Annotated in this window: 11 protein-coding genes; 7 read left to right on the top strand and 4 right to left on the bottom strand. The window is 38.5% G+C overall.

Going from position 1 to position 15437, the window contains the following annotated elements:
• Positions 1-65: 65 nt before the first annotated feature.
• The gene (purE, locus tag ULVI_RS02445) at positions 66-551 is read right to left on the bottom strand and encodes a 5-(carboxyamino)imidazole ribonucleotide mutase (RefSeq protein WP_068589358.1); all 486 of its coding nucleotides are present in this window, start codon (positions 549-551) and stop codon (positions 66-68) included.
• A 45-nt stretch (positions 552-596) separates the two neighbouring features.
• A complete protein-coding gene (locus ULVI_RS02440) occupies positions 597-1754 on the bottom strand; it encodes a 5-(carboxyamino)imidazole ribonucleotide synthase (protein WP_068589356.1) in 1158 nt (385 codons plus the stop codon).
• A gap of 210 nt (positions 1755-1964) precedes the next feature.
• On the opposite strand from ULVI_RS02440, the gene ULVI_RS02435 reads away from it, so the two are divergent.
• The 7 genes from ULVI_RS02435 to ULVI_RS02405 all read left to right on the top strand — a co-directional run bounded on the left by ULVI_RS02435 (position 1965) and on the right by ULVI_RS02405 (position 14328).
• Positions 1965-2543, top strand: a complete 579-nt coding sequence (locus ULVI_RS02435; RefSeq protein WP_068591312.1) for an adenylate kinase — start codon at positions 1965-1967, stop codon at positions 2541-2543.
• A gap of 86 nt (positions 2544-2629) precedes the next feature.
• Positions 2630-3643 (top strand): GTPase ObgE, encoded by a 1014-nt coding sequence (gene obgE / locus ULVI_RS02430; RefSeq protein WP_068589353.1) that lies wholly within the window; start codon positions 2630-2632, stop codon positions 3641-3643.
• A 105-nt stretch (positions 3644-3748) separates the two neighbouring features.
• On the top strand, positions 3749-7123 hold the full coding sequence (locus ULVI_RS02425) for a T9SS type A sorting domain-containing protein (RefSeq protein ID WP_068589350.1): 3375 nt from the start codon (positions 3749-3751) through the stop codon (positions 7121-7123).
• 131 nt (positions 7124-7254) lie between these two features.
• Positions 7255-11268, top strand: a complete 4014-nt coding sequence (locus ULVI_RS02420) for a DUF7619 domain-containing protein (protein WP_068589337.1) — start codon at positions 7255-7257, stop codon at positions 11266-11268.
• An 85-nt stretch (positions 11269-11353) separates the two neighbouring features.
• Positions 11354-11872 (top strand): DUF4136 domain-containing protein, encoded by a 519-nt coding sequence (locus ULVI_RS02415; protein WP_068589333.1) that lies wholly within the window; start codon positions 11354-11356, stop codon positions 11870-11872.
• Between the two features lie 52 nt (positions 11873-11924).
• Positions 11925-12884 carry a tetratricopeptide repeat protein gene (locus ULVI_RS02410; protein WP_068589329.1) on the top strand — a complete coding sequence of 320 codons (960 nt, stop codon included), beginning with the start codon at positions 11925-11927 and terminating at the stop codon, positions 12882-12884.
• An 88-nt stretch (positions 12885-12972) separates the two neighbouring features.
• Positions 12973-14328, top strand: a complete 1356-nt coding sequence (locus ULVI_RS02405) for a UDP-N-acetylmuramate--L-alanine ligase (protein WP_068589326.1) — start codon at positions 12973-12975, stop codon at positions 14326-14328.
• A gap of 1 nt (position 14329) precedes the next feature.
• Here the strand turns inward: ULVI_RS02405 and ULVI_RS02400 are convergent, their stop codons facing one another.
• The gene (locus ULVI_RS02400; RefSeq protein WP_241780945.1) at positions 14330-15022 is read right to left on the bottom strand and encodes an FMN-binding negative transcriptional regulator; all 693 of its coding nucleotides are present in this window, start codon (positions 15020-15022) and stop codon (positions 14330-14332) included.
• Entirely contained in the window at positions 14965-15408 is a 444-nt protein-coding gene (locus ULVI_RS02395) for a DUF1569 domain-containing protein (RefSeq protein WP_068589322.1), read from the bottom strand. Before ULVI_RS02395 ends, ULVI_RS02400 begins: the two co-directional genes overlap by 58 nt.
• Positions 15409-15437 lie beyond the last annotated feature (29 nt).

Raw genomic sequence — 15437 nt, 5'->3', positions numbered from 1 at the left:
AAGACTGATTGAGGGATACTTGTTTTTAAGTACAGTTTTGGCTGTTGAAATAACGAAAATTTAGACTAATTGTTTTTCATCTCTATCGCACCTTGTTCCACTTTCATTTTTAATCCCTCTTTGTAAGCTACAATTTTATCAAGAATGCATTTATCTGAAGCTCCCAGAATCTGTGCAGCCAAAATCCCAGCATTCTTAGCGCCATTTAATGCTACGGTTGCAACCGGAACCCCTCCTGGCATTTGAAGAATAGACAATACAGAGTCCCATCCATCGATCGAGTTGCTCGATTTTACAGGAACACCGATTACTGGCAGAGGAGATAGTGATGCAATCATTCCTGGTAAATGCGCAGCTCCACCCGCACCAGCGATAATTACTTTAATATCTCTAGTATGTGCGTTTTTTCCGTAATCGAATAATTTGTCGGGAGTACGATGCGCCGAAACTATATCGACATCTACTTCAATGTCGAATCCTTTTAAAATATCGATTGCGTCCTGCATTACTGGCAGATCGCTCGTACTTCCCATAATTACTGCTACTTTCATACACGTTTATTGTTTAGATGCCAAGACTGAGTCTCTAGTGCCGTTTTATTTGCTAATTACTTGAATTGTTTTCTTTACTTCTTCCGCTATTTTTCTAGCTTCAGAAAGATCTTCGTTTACAATGGTTACATGTCCCATTTTTCGAAAGGGACGAGTTTGTTTTTTTCCGTAGATATGCGGAGTAACCCCATCCATTCCTAGAATTTGTTCTATGTTTTTATAGTCCACCGCGCCCGTATGTCCTTCGGCACCCACAAGATTTACCATAATCCCTCCAACCTTGCTGTCGGTTTTTCCCAAGGGCAGGTCGAGAATTGCGCGGAGGTGTTGTTCGAACTGATTGGTGTAACTCGCTTCAATACTATAATGACCGCTGTTATGAGGTCGTGGCGCCACTTCATTGACCAAAATCTCGTCGTCTTCGGTCTGAAATAGCTCAACGGCTAATAACCCAACATGTTGAAATGCTTCGGAAACTTTAGACGTCACCGCTCTTGCTTTTTCTGCAACATTTTCATCGATTCTAGCAGGACAAAGAACGTATTCTACTTGATTGGCTTCGGGATGAAACTCCATTTCCACCACGGGATAGGTTGTAACTTCACCCGACGGATTTCTAGCTACGATTACTGCAAGCTCATTTTTAAAAGGAATGAGTTTTTCTGCAATGCAAGCACCTTCGGGCAATGGTATTACAGCTTCCGCATCGCGAATTACACTTACTCCTTTACCGTCGTAACCACCAGTACAACTTTTCCATACAAAGGGAAAAGTAAGGTCTTTACGAACAATGGCTTCATTTAACTTGTATTTATCTTCAAAAACAAGAAATGGTGATGTAGGAATTTTATGTTCGCTATAGAATTTTTTCTGAACTCCTTTGTCCTGAATATTCCGAAGTGTCTTCGAAGATGGATATACTTTTTTGCCTTCCGACTCTAATTTTTCGAGTGCTTCAATATTCACCCCTTCAATTTCAAAGGTGAGTACATCAACGTCTTTTCCGAAGTGATAGACCGTGTCGAAATCCATAAGGTCCCCTTGTTGAAATTCGTCGCATGCAATACGCGATGGAGCTTCGTTACTGGGGTCGAGCACTTTTGTGCGAATATCGAATTTACGTGTTTCGTAGAGCAGCATTTTGCCTAATTGGCCGCCGCCTAAAATTCCGAGTGTGAAATTTGAAGAAAAATATGTTGCCATTTTGCAAAGGTACAATCTTCTTTGAAATGGAGCTCTTAATGGTACGCCAAAACCTTCAGAAATCGTTCGCAATTTACAGAAACATCTTCCGAAGAAAAACAACCTCTTGATCCCGATGAAATTGGTATCTTTGCACCCTCTCTATAAAAAAGAGGATTTCATAGTATGTGGAATTGGATTAAATTAGTATTTCAGAAGAAAAAATTACGAATGAAAAATATCGTTTTATTTGGCCCTCCGGGTGCAGGAAAAGGAACTCAGGCAGAAGTTTTAAAAGAAAAATACCAACTTATTCATTTATCGACCGGAGACATGTTTCGGTACAATATTAAAAATGAAACAGAATTAGGCAAGCTAGCTAAAAGCTACACTAGTAAGGGGCATTTAGTTCCCGATTCTGTGACAAACGATATGCTGAAAGCCGAAGTTGAACGACATCTGAAGAAGAATCCTAACGGATTTATTTTCGACGGATATCCAAGAACTAAAGCGCAGGCAGAAGTTTTAGGGTCTTTTTTGGAAGAAAAAAACACCAAAGTAGATGCCATGGTCGCATTGGAGGTAGATGATGAAATTTTAGTGCAACGGTTGTTGGAGCGTGGTAAGACTAGCGGAAGACCCGACGATGCCAACGAAGAAGTAATTAGAGAGCGTATCGCTGAGTATTACAGAAAAACCGATATTCTGAAAGACTATTATATGGCTGAAGATAAATACTACGGAGTTGATGGGGTAGGAGAGATTGATGCTATCACAGCTCGATTAAGTAAAGTGATCGATACCCTTTAAAGAACGTTTCGCAACATTTGAAATTATAAGGCACGTTTTAGACGTTTCTTGACTTTTACCTGTAGCCTTTAAATTTTTAAATTACTATGACTGAAGGAAATTTTGTTGATTACGTTAAGATTCATGTAACTTCTGGTAAAGGAGGTAAAGGAAGTGCGCATTTGCGCCGGGAAAAGTACATCCCTAAAGGAGGTCCCGATGGTGGTGATGGCGGTCGTGGTGGACATATTATCCTTCAGGCGAATCGAAATTTATGGACCCTTTATCATTTAAAATTTAAGCGTCACTTTAAAGCAGGTCATGGGGAGCATGGAAGCAAACAAACGAGTACGGGTGCCGATGGAGAAGATGTGTATGTGGAAGTTCCATTAGGAACGGTAGTTCGAGATACCGAAACTCAGGAGATTTTGTTTGAAATGACCGAAGATGGAGAAGAGCGCATCATCGCAAAAGGAGGCAAAGGCGGATTAGGAAACAACCACTTTAAAAGTGCCACGAGACAAACTCCCCGCTATGCACAACCTGGTATGGAAGGTGAAGAAGGAGATTTCACCTTAGAGATGAAAGTACTTGCCGATGTAGGGTTGGTTGGATTTCCAAATGCAGGAAAATCTACTTTATTATCGGTAATCACAGCGGCGAAGCCAAAAATTGCTAATTACGAGTTTACGACTTTAAAACCCAATCTTGGAATTGTAGACTATCGTGACCATCAGACCTTTGTGATGGCAGATATCCCCGGAATTATTGAAGGTGCTGCGGAAGGAAAAGGATTAGGACATTATTTTCTACGCCATATTGAACGTAATTCTACATTGTTGTTTTTAATCCCTGCCGACGCGAAGGACATTAGAGAGCAATACGACATTCTATTGGACGAGCTTAAGCGTTACAATCCCGAGCTTTTAGATAAAGAACGACTTATCGCAATTTCAAAAAGTGACATGCTCGACGAAGAATTAAAAGCCGAAATGAAACAAGTATTAGATAACGAATTTACCGGATTACATTACTTGTTTATCTCGTCGGTGGCACAACAAGGACTCATGGAATTAAAAGATACTTTGTGGGCGATGTTGAATGGAACGAGTGTGCAATAAATTAACTTGCTAATAGGTTATTATTCAGGGAATTCAACTGTTTTTTTTTGGTAATTGTTTTATTAATGGCGATATTTAGTTTCAATTATTTTTGAAATTATCGTTATGGTAAAATTTGTACTCAGGTTTTTATACTTCTGGAAACCAATTTTGTTAGTTACTTTTCTATTAATTTCAACTCCTATATTATCGCAGTGTCCTGAGGAATCTGTGTATCTTAATACACAAGCGAAAATCAATCAATTTGTAGCTTTGTATCCTAATTGCACTCAAATTCAAGCACCATATCTTTTAAGTATTGGACACCCCAATGGGAATACAAATATTACCGATTTAAGTCCATTGTCTCAGATTACTTCGGTGAGCGGACATATAGAGGTTTTTGGAAACCCCAATCTAACCAGTCTTGATGGTCTTCAAAATATGGTTTTTCAACCAAATTCTGGCTTAACAATTGTAAATAATATTCAACTTACTTCCCTTCAAGATGCCGGGTCACTCGCCTCCACAAATTTTTCATTATCAATAAGCAATCTACCTTTGCTTTCAGACTTTAGTAGTTTACCAAATTTTTCGGTTCTTAAATCTTTTTCGTTATACCAAACCGACTCTTTCTCGGATCTTTCGGGCTTAGAAAATATTACTTCCATTACTGGTGGCATTAGTATTTCGGAGAATTCGGGACTCACAAATTTAAATGGTCTTCAGGTAGACTTGTCTGAAAGCCCTAATAATTCAAGGATAACGATTATTAATAACCCAATCTTACAAACTATTTCCGGGCTTTTAAATTCGGCGACAGGTACTTTCTCAATAATTGTCATAAATAATCCTAATTTAAACTCCCTTTCCGGTTTGGAACCCATCGATCAAATTCAATCGCTTAGAATTGATAATAATGATGCACTACAAAATTTGGTAGGTCTAGAAGGAGTGACAGAATGCCGTGAATTTTTACTTCGCGACAATGAACAAATGGTAGATGTATCGGGTTTTCAGCAAGTAGCTTTTACAGATCTTAGTTTTATCGATAAATTTGTAGTAACAAACAACCCTTCCTTAATTTCATTATCCGGGCTTACTACAGGAAGTGCGGAACTTAAAGAGGTTTTAATTGCAAATAATCCACTCCTCGAAAATCTTGATGGATTAGAAGGTGTTTCTTCGGTGCGGTATAAGCTTGAAGTTAAAGAAAATGATGCTTTGGAGCATTTAGATGGTCTTGTAAATGTAAGCTCATTTGGAAGGGATTTAATCATTAAGAATAATCCTTCCTTGCTTCATGTTGATGGGCTTATAAATTGTGTGTTTCTAAGACGATCACTAATTATACAAGATAATGAGGCACTTCAAAATCTAAATGGTTTGGCTAATATTCAGAATGAAATTTTGTTTACAGCACAGTACCTTTTCGATGCGAATCCACAACTTAGCGATATCTCAGGGCTTGCTAACTTTAATTTTACCTCGTTGAATGCAGAGAGTGAGCTCTCTTTTCAAGGAAATACGAGTCTTTCAAGTTGTGCTGTTGAAAGTGTATGCGATTTTTTAGCAAGTGATTCTCTTGCCGAAATTACCATTATGAATAATGCTCCGGGGTGTAATAGTGAGCCTGAAGTAATTTTGGAATGTGATCTGGATATTAATATAATTAGTGGAGAAGTACGTTTCGATTTTAACAATGATGGGTGTGATATAACAGATCTGGTAGCCCCTAATATTCTAATTGAAACTACCGATGGGACCAATACCTATGGTGCTTTTACCAATGCAGAAGGGTTTTATCAGAATTTTGTGGAGGCAGATGGATCGGTCACCACATCGGTAGCCGGAGGTTCACTTCCACCTTTTTATATGGCAACCCCAGCTACCACTACTACTGTTTTTTCTGGATTTGGAAACGAGGAAATTGTCGATTTTTGTCTTACAGCATCAGAAGATATTGATGATGTAAAGATTACGATCGTTCCCATTACAGTCGCTAGAGCAGGATTTAATGCTAGGTATCAGCTCATTTATGAAAATCTGGGAACTACAATTGCGAACGGTCAGGTGTCTTTACAATTTGATACGAGTCGACAAAACTTTGTGAATGCAACACCGAATCCAACGACAGTTTCTGGGGGTCTTATTGAATGGGATTACGCAACCTTGCAGCCCTTTGAAATTAGAACAATCGATGTAACACTTTTTACACAGGCGCCTCCAGTGAATCAGCCAGATGACGAGTTATTATTAATAGCGCATGTCGATCCAATTACCAATGATGTGGATATTGAAAATAACGATGCTACTCTCAAACAACTCATAGTTGCTAGTTACGATCCTAACGACAAACAAATAGTGCAAGGTGCAGAAATTTCGGAAGATGAAGTGGGTGGGTATCTCGATTATATCGTCCGGTTTCAGAATACAGGGAATGCGGAGGCACTTCAGGTAATTGTTACCGATACGCTCCATTCAAATCTAGATTGGGGAACGGTGCGCCCTTTGAGTGCAAGTCACCAATACACAACGCAAATTTTTAACGGAAATGCTGTTTCTTTCACATTTAACGACATTAATTTACCTCCCGAAGTCTCAGATCCAGTGGGAAGTCAGGGGTATGTTGCCTTTCAAGTTAGAACTAAAAATGATCTGTTAGTAGGGGATGTTATTGAAAATACAGCGAATATCTTTTTCGACGCAAACCCTCCAATTATAACCAATACCACTGCTACAACTGTTATAGATACAACTCCTCCCACAGCGGTCTGCCAAACAGTGCTCGCTGTTTTAGACGAGAATGGTGAAGTTATAGTAACGGCAGATGAGGTTGACGGGGGAAGCACTGACGCAAATGGAATAAGTGATTTAGAAATTAGTCAAACCGATTTTAATTGTTCTCATGTTGGTGAAAATGACATAATACTTACGGTTACAGACACCTCAGGGAATCAAAGTACTTGTACAGCGAATGTATTTGTCTTCGACCATACACCTCCGATATTCGACTCGGATACCTTACCCTTGGATCAAGTTCGACAAGCGGAATCGAATGGGTTCTATATGCTAGAAGACTTTACTGAAAATTTGCTAGTTTCAGATAATTGTACCGATGATTTGGAAGTGGTGCAAAGTCCGGAAATAGGGAGTTCATTAGAGCCGGGAGTACATTTTATCACATTGTCATCCATAGATACTGCTACAAATGATGCGACGTATGTGTTTCAACTAACGGTCGAAGAGTTCCTTTCAGCTACCGACTTCACGTTGAAAAACGCTATCACGATCTATCCCAATCCTGCTTCAGAAAAACTTTTTATTGTTACTTCGGAAGGTGTTTCCGTAGAAAATATAAGGATATACTCTGTAGTAGGAATACAAGTTAAAACCACTTCCGAAGCCACCCTCGATATTTCAAATTTTTCCGAAGGGATCTATTTTGTTAAGATAAAAACTAACCGCGGAAACATCACCAAAAAAATCGTGATAGAATAAGTGCAAAGACCTGTAAATGCGATATTTCCAAAAATTATACTATTTTCGTCTTTGTCCGGCATTCAGCCATCTCGTTGTTTCATCCCCCGGCAACGATATTGGCGATGAGGATTAATTTTAAAAAACTACTTATGTTTCGATTTCTACTGCTTTCCTTTTTTTTGTTTTCTTATACCTTTAGTATCGGACAGTGTCCTGCAACACCTATTTTGCTTTCCTCTCAGGCTGAGGTAGATGCTTTTTCGACAACCTATCCTGGGTGTACCGAAATTCAAGACTTCTTTACAATCGAAGGCGCAGATATTACAGACCTAAGTCCGCTTGCTGTGATCACCGGTTTCGGACGTGGGATTCAAGTGACTAATAATCCTATGCTTCAAAACCTAAGCGGTTTGGAGAATGTGGTGGAATTAGGAGTATCAAGTGGTGCTTTTATCTCGATTATGAATAATGCGCAACTCACTTCTATCGCAGCATTAAACAATATGGTGGTGCCCATAGGAAATAACAATCCGCCCGATATTTATATCGTTGACAATCCGCTGTTAGAAAACCTGCAAGGCCTTGATGGAGTTGCCGGATATACTTACACTTTTGAAATAAGAAATAACGATTCACTGGTTGACTTAGAAGGTCTGGAAAGTATTACCGGGGCCGATGATCTCAATATTGAGGAAAACGATAATCTTAGCTCCTTAAACGGAACTGAGAATTTTGAAAATGTTGGATTTTTAATGCTGAATGATAATCCGCAGTTAGCAAATTTAGATTCACTAAGTCCCGATTTTATACAAACCATATGGATCGATAATAACGATCTGCTTACCAACATAAATTCGTTTGAAGGAAATTCCACGATTAGAGATATTAAACTGATTAATAATGCGCAACTTACGGATATCTCAGGGGTTGCCGATGCGGTGCTTCGTATTGAACCTAATGTAGAGACGTTGCATATCGAAAATAATCCAATGCTGGAGATGTGCAGTGTAAGCAGTGTTTGTAACTACTTGTCTGACGGGAATCCTGCTATTATTTTAAATAATGCGGCAGGTTGTAACAATGAAATCGAAATTACAGCCGATTGTATTATATGTCCTCCTGGTAATATTGACTTTTTAACACAAGCCGAAATAAACCAGTTTGCCTTAGATTACCCCAACTGTTCCATAATTAACGGAAGTATTATGATAGGTAGCTTTGCGGTAACCAATAACGATATTGTAGATCTAAGCCCGCTATCCTCAATCGAGCGTGTGGAGAATCTTAATATTGCGGGTAACAATGCACTCATTACTTTAAACGGTTTAGAAAACATTACAACCATCGATCGAAATCTAAAGCTTGTTGAAAATCCGGTGCTACAGGATATCGCTGCCTTACAGAATTTGAATCTTATGGGAGCTCCTTCAACCTTTGATATTTCATTTGAAGATTGTCCTTTAATAAATTCATTAATGGAAATTTTTAATCCTGCTGTACCTCTGCAGGTAAACTATCTTATTCTAAATGACATGCATGGATTGCAAAACCTAAACGGACTGGAATCCATAAATAATGTTTCTTATTCTATCGAGATACAACGCAACGATAATCTTGAAAATCTTGACGGCCTATCTAATGTGTCAGGAGAAACTGTAGTCCTTGGTCTTACAAACTGTCCTGCCCTGACAAGTATCTCCGGGCTTTCTGGAATCACAACATTAACTAATGATGTAAACATGGAAGTGCCTACAGCCATAGTAATTAGAAATTGTGATGCCTTGACAAACCTTAACGGTCTTGAAGGCATTAATACAGATTTATCTTCCCAACTGGAATTCTATGAAATTAAAGACAATGAATTATTGTCAGATATTTCTGCACTGTCACAGATCTCTTTTTCTTCAATAAATACTTTACACCTTAGTATCACAGATAACCCCTCCCTTTCTCAATGTAATATTACGAGTGTATGTGATGTGCTATCGTCAGGTTTACCCCAGCAACAAATTGAGATAGAAAACAATGCATCGGGATGTACAGCTGTTTCTGAAGTAGAAGATGCTTGTGGGCTTAATGTGTGTCCCAGTCAACAGATAACCTTCACCTCCCAAGCTCAGATCGATGCTTTTGCAGCTACCTATCCCGATTGTACAGAGCTGAATGTAAATGCTTTTATTTTAGGGGAGGATATTACTAATTTAAATGGAATAAGTCAGATAACAGTATACAATGAGATTTTAAATATTTCAAATACAAGTATTACTACATTGGATGGTTTAGATGAGGTCACTGCTGTAAATTATATCCTTAGTATTGTAGGCAATGATGCCTTGATTGATCTATCGGGAATGGGGTCTTTACATACGGTTGGTTTCTTAGGCATTGTAGAAAATGAGAATCTGGTTAGTGTTTCCGATTTTGGAGTAATTTCAGAAGTAATTTTGCCATTGGAAGGAATTTCTATAACCGATAATCCATCATTAGAAACGATCGAAGGATTTTCGAACTTAACTGCAGATGTAAGCATGTTTATCTCGAATAATCCTAGCTTGACCAATCTTACTGGTCTTGAAAATATTGAATTTTTAACAGGCTTAACAATAACCGACAATTCACTTCTTACCGATATTTCTGCATTAGAAACTATACCTTTTATACCAGATGTCAGTGTCTCTGTTGCTAACAATCAGAATCTGTCGCAATGTAGCATTAGCAGTATTTGTACCGCATTGGCAAACAATGAAAATGTTGTGATCGAAAATAATGCTACAGGCTGTAATAATACTGTGGAAGTTGCCGCAGGATGCACAGAAAACTTTAACTCGGTAACGGGCACGGTATTATTTGATTTTAACTTGAACAATTGTGATGCTGGTGATTATCCAGTTGCAAATGCAAACATTGAGCTGACCAATGGTATCGTTACGTATCAAACCTTAACAACTGCAGATGGAATGTATTCACTATTTGTTCCTGAAGAGGGAACTTATGCCGTTTCAGTATTAGATGCATCACTACCAGACGATTATACTGCAATGCCTGTTTCAGAAACCGTAGTGCTCTCAGGATCTGGGAATACAGAAATTGTTGATTTCTGTGCCAGTACTTCTAATGTCTATAACGATCTTTCGATTAGCATGATTCCCCTTGCCGAGGCACGTCCAGGGTTTGATTCAGATTATCTACTTACGTACGAAAATCTTGGAACAAACATTCAAAGCGGGGAAGTGAATGTTCAATTTAATGATGCGCGACAATCGTTTTTAGATGCAATTCCTTCGGAAACTTCTTCGACCCCGGACATGTTCACTTTTCAATATGAAGATCTGTTACCCTTTGAGCAACGTACCATTACAATCACGATGCAAAACTTTCCTCCGCCTACAAATAATGCCGGCGATCTATTGGTATTCAATGCTGAGGTGAGTCCGATGGCGAACGATGCAAACCCTGAGGATAATACCACCATCTTCGAGCAAATTATTATAAATTCGTACGACCCTAATGACAAACAAGTCACGCAAGGAACAGAAATTCTCGAAGAAGAAGTTGGCGACTACCTTGATTATGTCGTGCGTTTTCAAAATACTGGAACTGCAAGCGCGATTAACGTAGTTATTACAGATACACTTAGTAACAATTTAAACTGGAATACAATTAGAACGCTTTCGGCGAGCCATGACTATCGTGTTGAAATCGTGGATGGCAATGCAGTGAGTTTTATTTTTGAAGATATCAATCTTCCGGCAGAGCAGGACGACCCCGAGGGAAGCAATGGATATATAGCGTTTAAAGTGCGCTCTTCGGAAACGCTTCAGTTAGGCGATGTCGTTGAAAACACAGCAAATATCTATTTCGATTTTAATGAACCCATTATTACTAACACCGTTTCTACTGAAGTTGTTGCACCTCTAAGTGTTGACGAATTTTCTTTGGAAGTCGCCATTACGATCTATCCCAACCCTGCTTCAGAAAAACTATTTATTGTTACTTCGGAAGGTGTTTCCGTAGAAAATATAATCGTATACTCTGTAGTAGGAGCACAAGTTAAAACCACTTCCGAAGCCACCCTCGATATTTCAAATTTTTCCGAAGGGATTTACTTCGTAGAAATTACGACCAATCAAGGAGGTGTCACTAAAAAAATTGTTAAAGACTAACACCGAAAAATCTATTGGCTTGCTTTTTGCGTACTTTTATATAGCGTTGCAAAACGAAAATTTATAAATACACGAAAAGCTTACTATGAAGTACCTTTCTTTATTCTTTGTTTTACTCCTTATAAGCTGCGGAACAACCGTAGGAATCGATTATGACAAAAACACCGATTTCTCACAGTATAACAGCTATAATTATTTTCCCACGATCGATTCTGGTTTAAATGATCTGGAGGATAAACGTATTATTCGGGTAATGGATAGCCTCCTGCAACAACGTGGTTTTGTACAGTCTGAAACCCCTCAACTACTCATTAATTTCTTTGCGAAAGAACAAGTTTCTAACTCTAGAAATACTGTAGGTATTGGTATCGGCGGTGGCGGAGGAAATGTAGGAGTTGGTGTAAGTGGTGGGATTCCTATTGGGGGCCGCGAAATTAATCAAGTGCTTACCGTAGATTTTATTGATGCCACAGACGACAAGCTAGTATGGCAGGCTGAGGCAGATGGTTCCTTCAAAGAACGCGCAACTCCACAACAAAAAGAAGCGTATTACGTTTCAGTACTTCAAAAGATATTAAAAAAATATCCGCCTGAGAATAAATAAAATTTCTTTTTAAGTATTCCCACATTTAAATCTTTAAACCCCACAATAGATTATGAAATATATTTTAGTATCGTTAACGTTATTAATTGCATCAATAGCTAGTGCGCAAAGCGATTTTGAACGTGGCGAGGTGTTTTTTAAAAAGGAACAATTCAATAAAGCAAAACCTTATTTTGAAGCTTATTTAGACGAACATTCGAACGATCTAAAAACATTAGAATATTTAGGGGATATCGCAGGATATAAGAAAGATTGGGATACTGCGATGGACTATTATGAACAACTTGTAGATGAGAATGATACAAGTGCGAATTACCATTTTAAGTATGGGGGTTCTATGGGGATGAAGGCTTTAGAAATAAGTAAAATAAGAGCGGTAACATACATAAGTGATATTAAGTATCATTTCGAAAAAGCAGCCGAATTAGATCCAAAACATATTGAAGCACGTTGGGCATTGGTTGAGTTTTATATTCAATTACCCAGTATTATTGGAGGTAGTGAAAAGAAAGCACTCGGATATGCAGAAGAGTTAGCTAAACTTTCTTTGGTTGACGGTTATCTAGCTAAAGGATATGTCGCAGAATACAGCGACCGATCCGACGATGCGGAACGTTATTACAAAAAAGCGATCGAAATTGGAGGTTCGGTAACTACGTATGATAAGCTTACCACCTATTACGAAAAAAACAACCGCCCTAAAGAGGCGATTGAGACTGCCAATAAATCGCTGCAAAAGCACAAACGCAATCAGTTAAACTATCAGATTGGAAAAATTTCAGCGCAATACAATTTAGATTCAGCTCAAGGAATACAATGCCTACAAACATATATCGATAATTATTCTGTTAAAGATGGTGTACCTAAAGATTGGGCGTATTTCAGGCTCGCACAAATCTATCGCAACGAAGGCAATAAAGACAAGGCGATGTTGTGGATAGAAAAAGCACTTTCAGACCGATCCGATTTTAAAGAAGCTAAAAAAGAGAGACAGGAAATTCTTTCGATGTAATCGTTCTAAAACAACTCAAATTAATCTTGTACCTTTACATAACAAAGCGTTGTTACATACGCTATCTACTAAAAAGTAAACGTACATAATGCACATTCATTTTATAGCAATTGGCGGAAGTGCCATGCACAATTTGGCCCTCGCACTACATAATAAAGGCGAACAGATTACAGGAAGTGATGATGAGATTTTCGATCCTTCAAAAAGCAGATTAGAAGCAAAAAGATTATTGCCTGAAAGCTATGGCTGGTTTCCTGAAAAAATTACAACAAGCATAGATGCTGTGATTCTTGGAATGCATGCAAAAGCCGATAATCCTGAATTGTTAAAAGCAAAAGAATTAGGACTTAAAATTTATTCCTATCCCGAATATTTATTTGAGCAATCGAAACATAAAACACGTGTTGTAATTGGTGGTTCACACGGAAAAACAACCATAACTTCGATGATCCTACATGTAATGCATTATCACAATAAAGAGGTGGATTATATGGTAGGAGCACAGCTGGAAGGCTTTGATACGATGGTGCACCTTACCGAAGAGAATGATTTTATGGTATTAGAAGGAGATGAATATTTGTCGTCTCCAATCGACCGTCGGCCAAAATTTCATCTATATCAGCCAAACATTGCATTGTTGAGTGGTATTGCTTGGGACCATATTAATGTGTTTCCCACTTATGAAAATTATGTGGAGCAGTTTCAAATCTTTCTCGAACAAATTACCGATGGTGGAGCCATAATTTATAATGAAGAAGATCCAGAAGTAAAACGTGTAGTGGAAGCTTCCGAAGCTCGTATAAAAAAGTATCCTTATACCACCCCAGAATACACGGTCGAGAATAACGAAACCTTATTAGAAACACCAGAAGGTGCCATGCCCATTGAAGTCTTCGGAAAACACAACCTAAATAATTTAGAGGGCGCCAGATGGGTATGTCAGTTAATGGGGGTAGATGCCGACGATTTTTACGAAGCCATTGCTACGTTTAAAGGTGCTAGCAAAAGATTAGAGAAAATTGCTGAAACCCAAACAGCAGTTGCTTACAAAGATTTTGCACACTCTCCTAGTAAAGTTAAAGCTACCACGCAAGCGGTAAAAAATCAATATCCAGATAGAACGTTAATTGCGTGTCTAGAATTACATACCTACAGTAGTTTAAACCCAGAATTTTTATCAGAATATAAGGGTGCTTTAGATGCAGCAGACAGCGCTGTGGTCTTTTACTCGCCACATGCGGTTATGGTAAAAGGTCTAGAAGAAATTAAAGGGGAACAGATCGATGAAGCTTTCGATCGTGAAGACCTTATTGTGTTTACTAATCCGGCTGACTTTAAAACGTATTTGTATTCTCAAGATTTCGACAATGCGGCACTGCTTTTAATGAGTAGTGGAAATTACGGCGGACTCGATTTCGATACCGTGAAGGACTACATCAAGTAGGTTAGCGGTATATGGTTTCTATAAAGTTGCGTATCGATTCGGTGTTTTTTCGAATCAATGCTTCTTTGGCTCTTTTAAAATCTTCGGGGTTTTTATCCTGAGATAGTTTAAATTTTCCTTCCCAGCTCAAGTTTTCAATTTCAAATGCCTGAATATAATGCACCAAACGGTCCATTTTTGGGTCTTCTTTTTGAAGTTGATACTTATAGTCGGGTGCCTCCAAAAAATCGGTCATGACAACCATGGTTTCTTTGGCAACATTAGGATCGTGCAACAAGCGGATAGTTCCTGTAACGTGCACTAAAAGATAATTCCATGTAGGAAGCTGCTCGGTGGTATAGATTGAAGGCGAAATATAAGCATCGGGACCTTTAAAGACGACGGTTGCATTGGCTCCATTTACAAGAGATGCGACTTGCGGATTTGAACGGTCTATATGTGCAACTAATTTATTTGATTCAGAATTATAAATTACCGGAATATGTGTGATAAAAGGAGTTCCTTCTGAAGCTGTAACCAGCATCGCTAATGGAAACTGCTTAACAACTTCAATCATTTTCTGAATATCTTCCGATTGGTGATGAGGTGGTGGGTACAATGTATATTTAATTTTCCTTATTCCTTTTTTTTTTCCCGCTAATGTCCAAACTGCTTTAAATGATGGTCCAAATGTTTGTATTGAAGTTGTCCCCATTGCTGTTTGGTAAACACACCAAAGCCAGGGTGTGGTGCCCAATTGGTGCGATCTCTTTGTGCTTCAAATTCGGAAAGAAGTGCTTTTAATTTTGGTTTTTCAACTGCAAGATCACGAGGCTCGGTTTCTTTTAGGAATTTTGCAGTAGGCAGATTTTTTCTGAAAGGTTTGTCGTTATACAACATTTTTTTAAAGAAAACTTTAGCCAACCAATTGGGTTTCATTCCGTAGTCTTCTTTTTCTAGCATAATATTAAAAGGTCCTTGGCAATGCTTCGCCATTTGTCCAGCAGACATAGTTCCCCATTGGCGATCTGAATTTTCAGATAAATTTTCAAGACGTGTATTTATTTCTGAAAGCGTTTCGGTATCGAAGAGAGATTTCATAATAAGTAGTTTAGAAGGAGAAAGGTACG

Source organism: Cochleicola gelatinilyticus (assembly GCF_001637325.1).
GTDB classification, from domain to species: Bacteria; Bacteroidota; Bacteroidia; order Flavobacteriales; family Flavobacteriaceae; genus Cochleicola; species Cochleicola gelatinilyticus.
The sequence above is the reverse complement of the archived record's forward strand: the minus strand, read 5'-3'. Positions and strand labels throughout refer to the sequence as shown.

Bases quoted from the DNA above. Each gene is read 5' to 3' on its own strand.
- purE (WP_068589358.1), bottom strand. From the start codon at position 551: ATGAAAGTAGCAGTAATTATGGGAAGTACGAGCGATCTGCCAGTAATG.
- ULVI_RS02440 (WP_068589356.1), bottom strand. From the start codon at position 1,754: ATGGCAACATATTTTTCTTCAAATTTCACACTCGGAATTTTAGGCGGC.
- ULVI_RS02435 (WP_068591312.1), top strand. From the start codon at position 1,965: ATGAAAAATATCGTTTTATTTGGCCCTCCGGGTGCAGGAAAAGGAACT.
- obgE (WP_068589353.1), top strand. From the start codon at position 2,630: ATGACTGAAGGAAATTTTGTTGATTACGTTAAGATTCATGTAACTTCT.
- ULVI_RS02425 (WP_068589350.1), top strand. From the start codon at position 3,749: ATGGTAAAATTTGTACTCAGGTTTTTATACTTCTGGAAACCAATTTTG.
- ULVI_RS02420 (WP_068589337.1), top strand. From the start codon at position 7,255: ATGTTTCGATTTCTACTGCTTTCCTTTTTTTTGTTTTCTTATACCTTT.
- ULVI_RS02415 (WP_068589333.1), top strand. From the start codon at position 11,354: ATGAAGTACCTTTCTTTATTCTTTGTTTTACTCCTTATAAGCTGCGGA.
- ULVI_RS02410 (WP_068589329.1), top strand. From the start codon at position 11,925: ATGAAATATATTTTAGTATCGTTAACGTTATTAATTGCATCAATAGCT.
- ULVI_RS02405 (WP_068589326.1), top strand. From the start codon at position 12,973: ATGCACATTCATTTTATAGCAATTGGCGGAAGTGCCATGCACAATTTG.
- ULVI_RS02400 (WP_241780945.1), bottom strand. From the start codon at position 15,022: ATGGGGACAACTTCAATACAAACATTTGGACCATCATTTAAAGCAGTT.
- ULVI_RS02395 (WP_068589322.1), bottom strand. From the start codon at position 15,408: ATGAAATCTCTCTTCGATACCGAAACGCTTTCAGAAATAAATACACGT.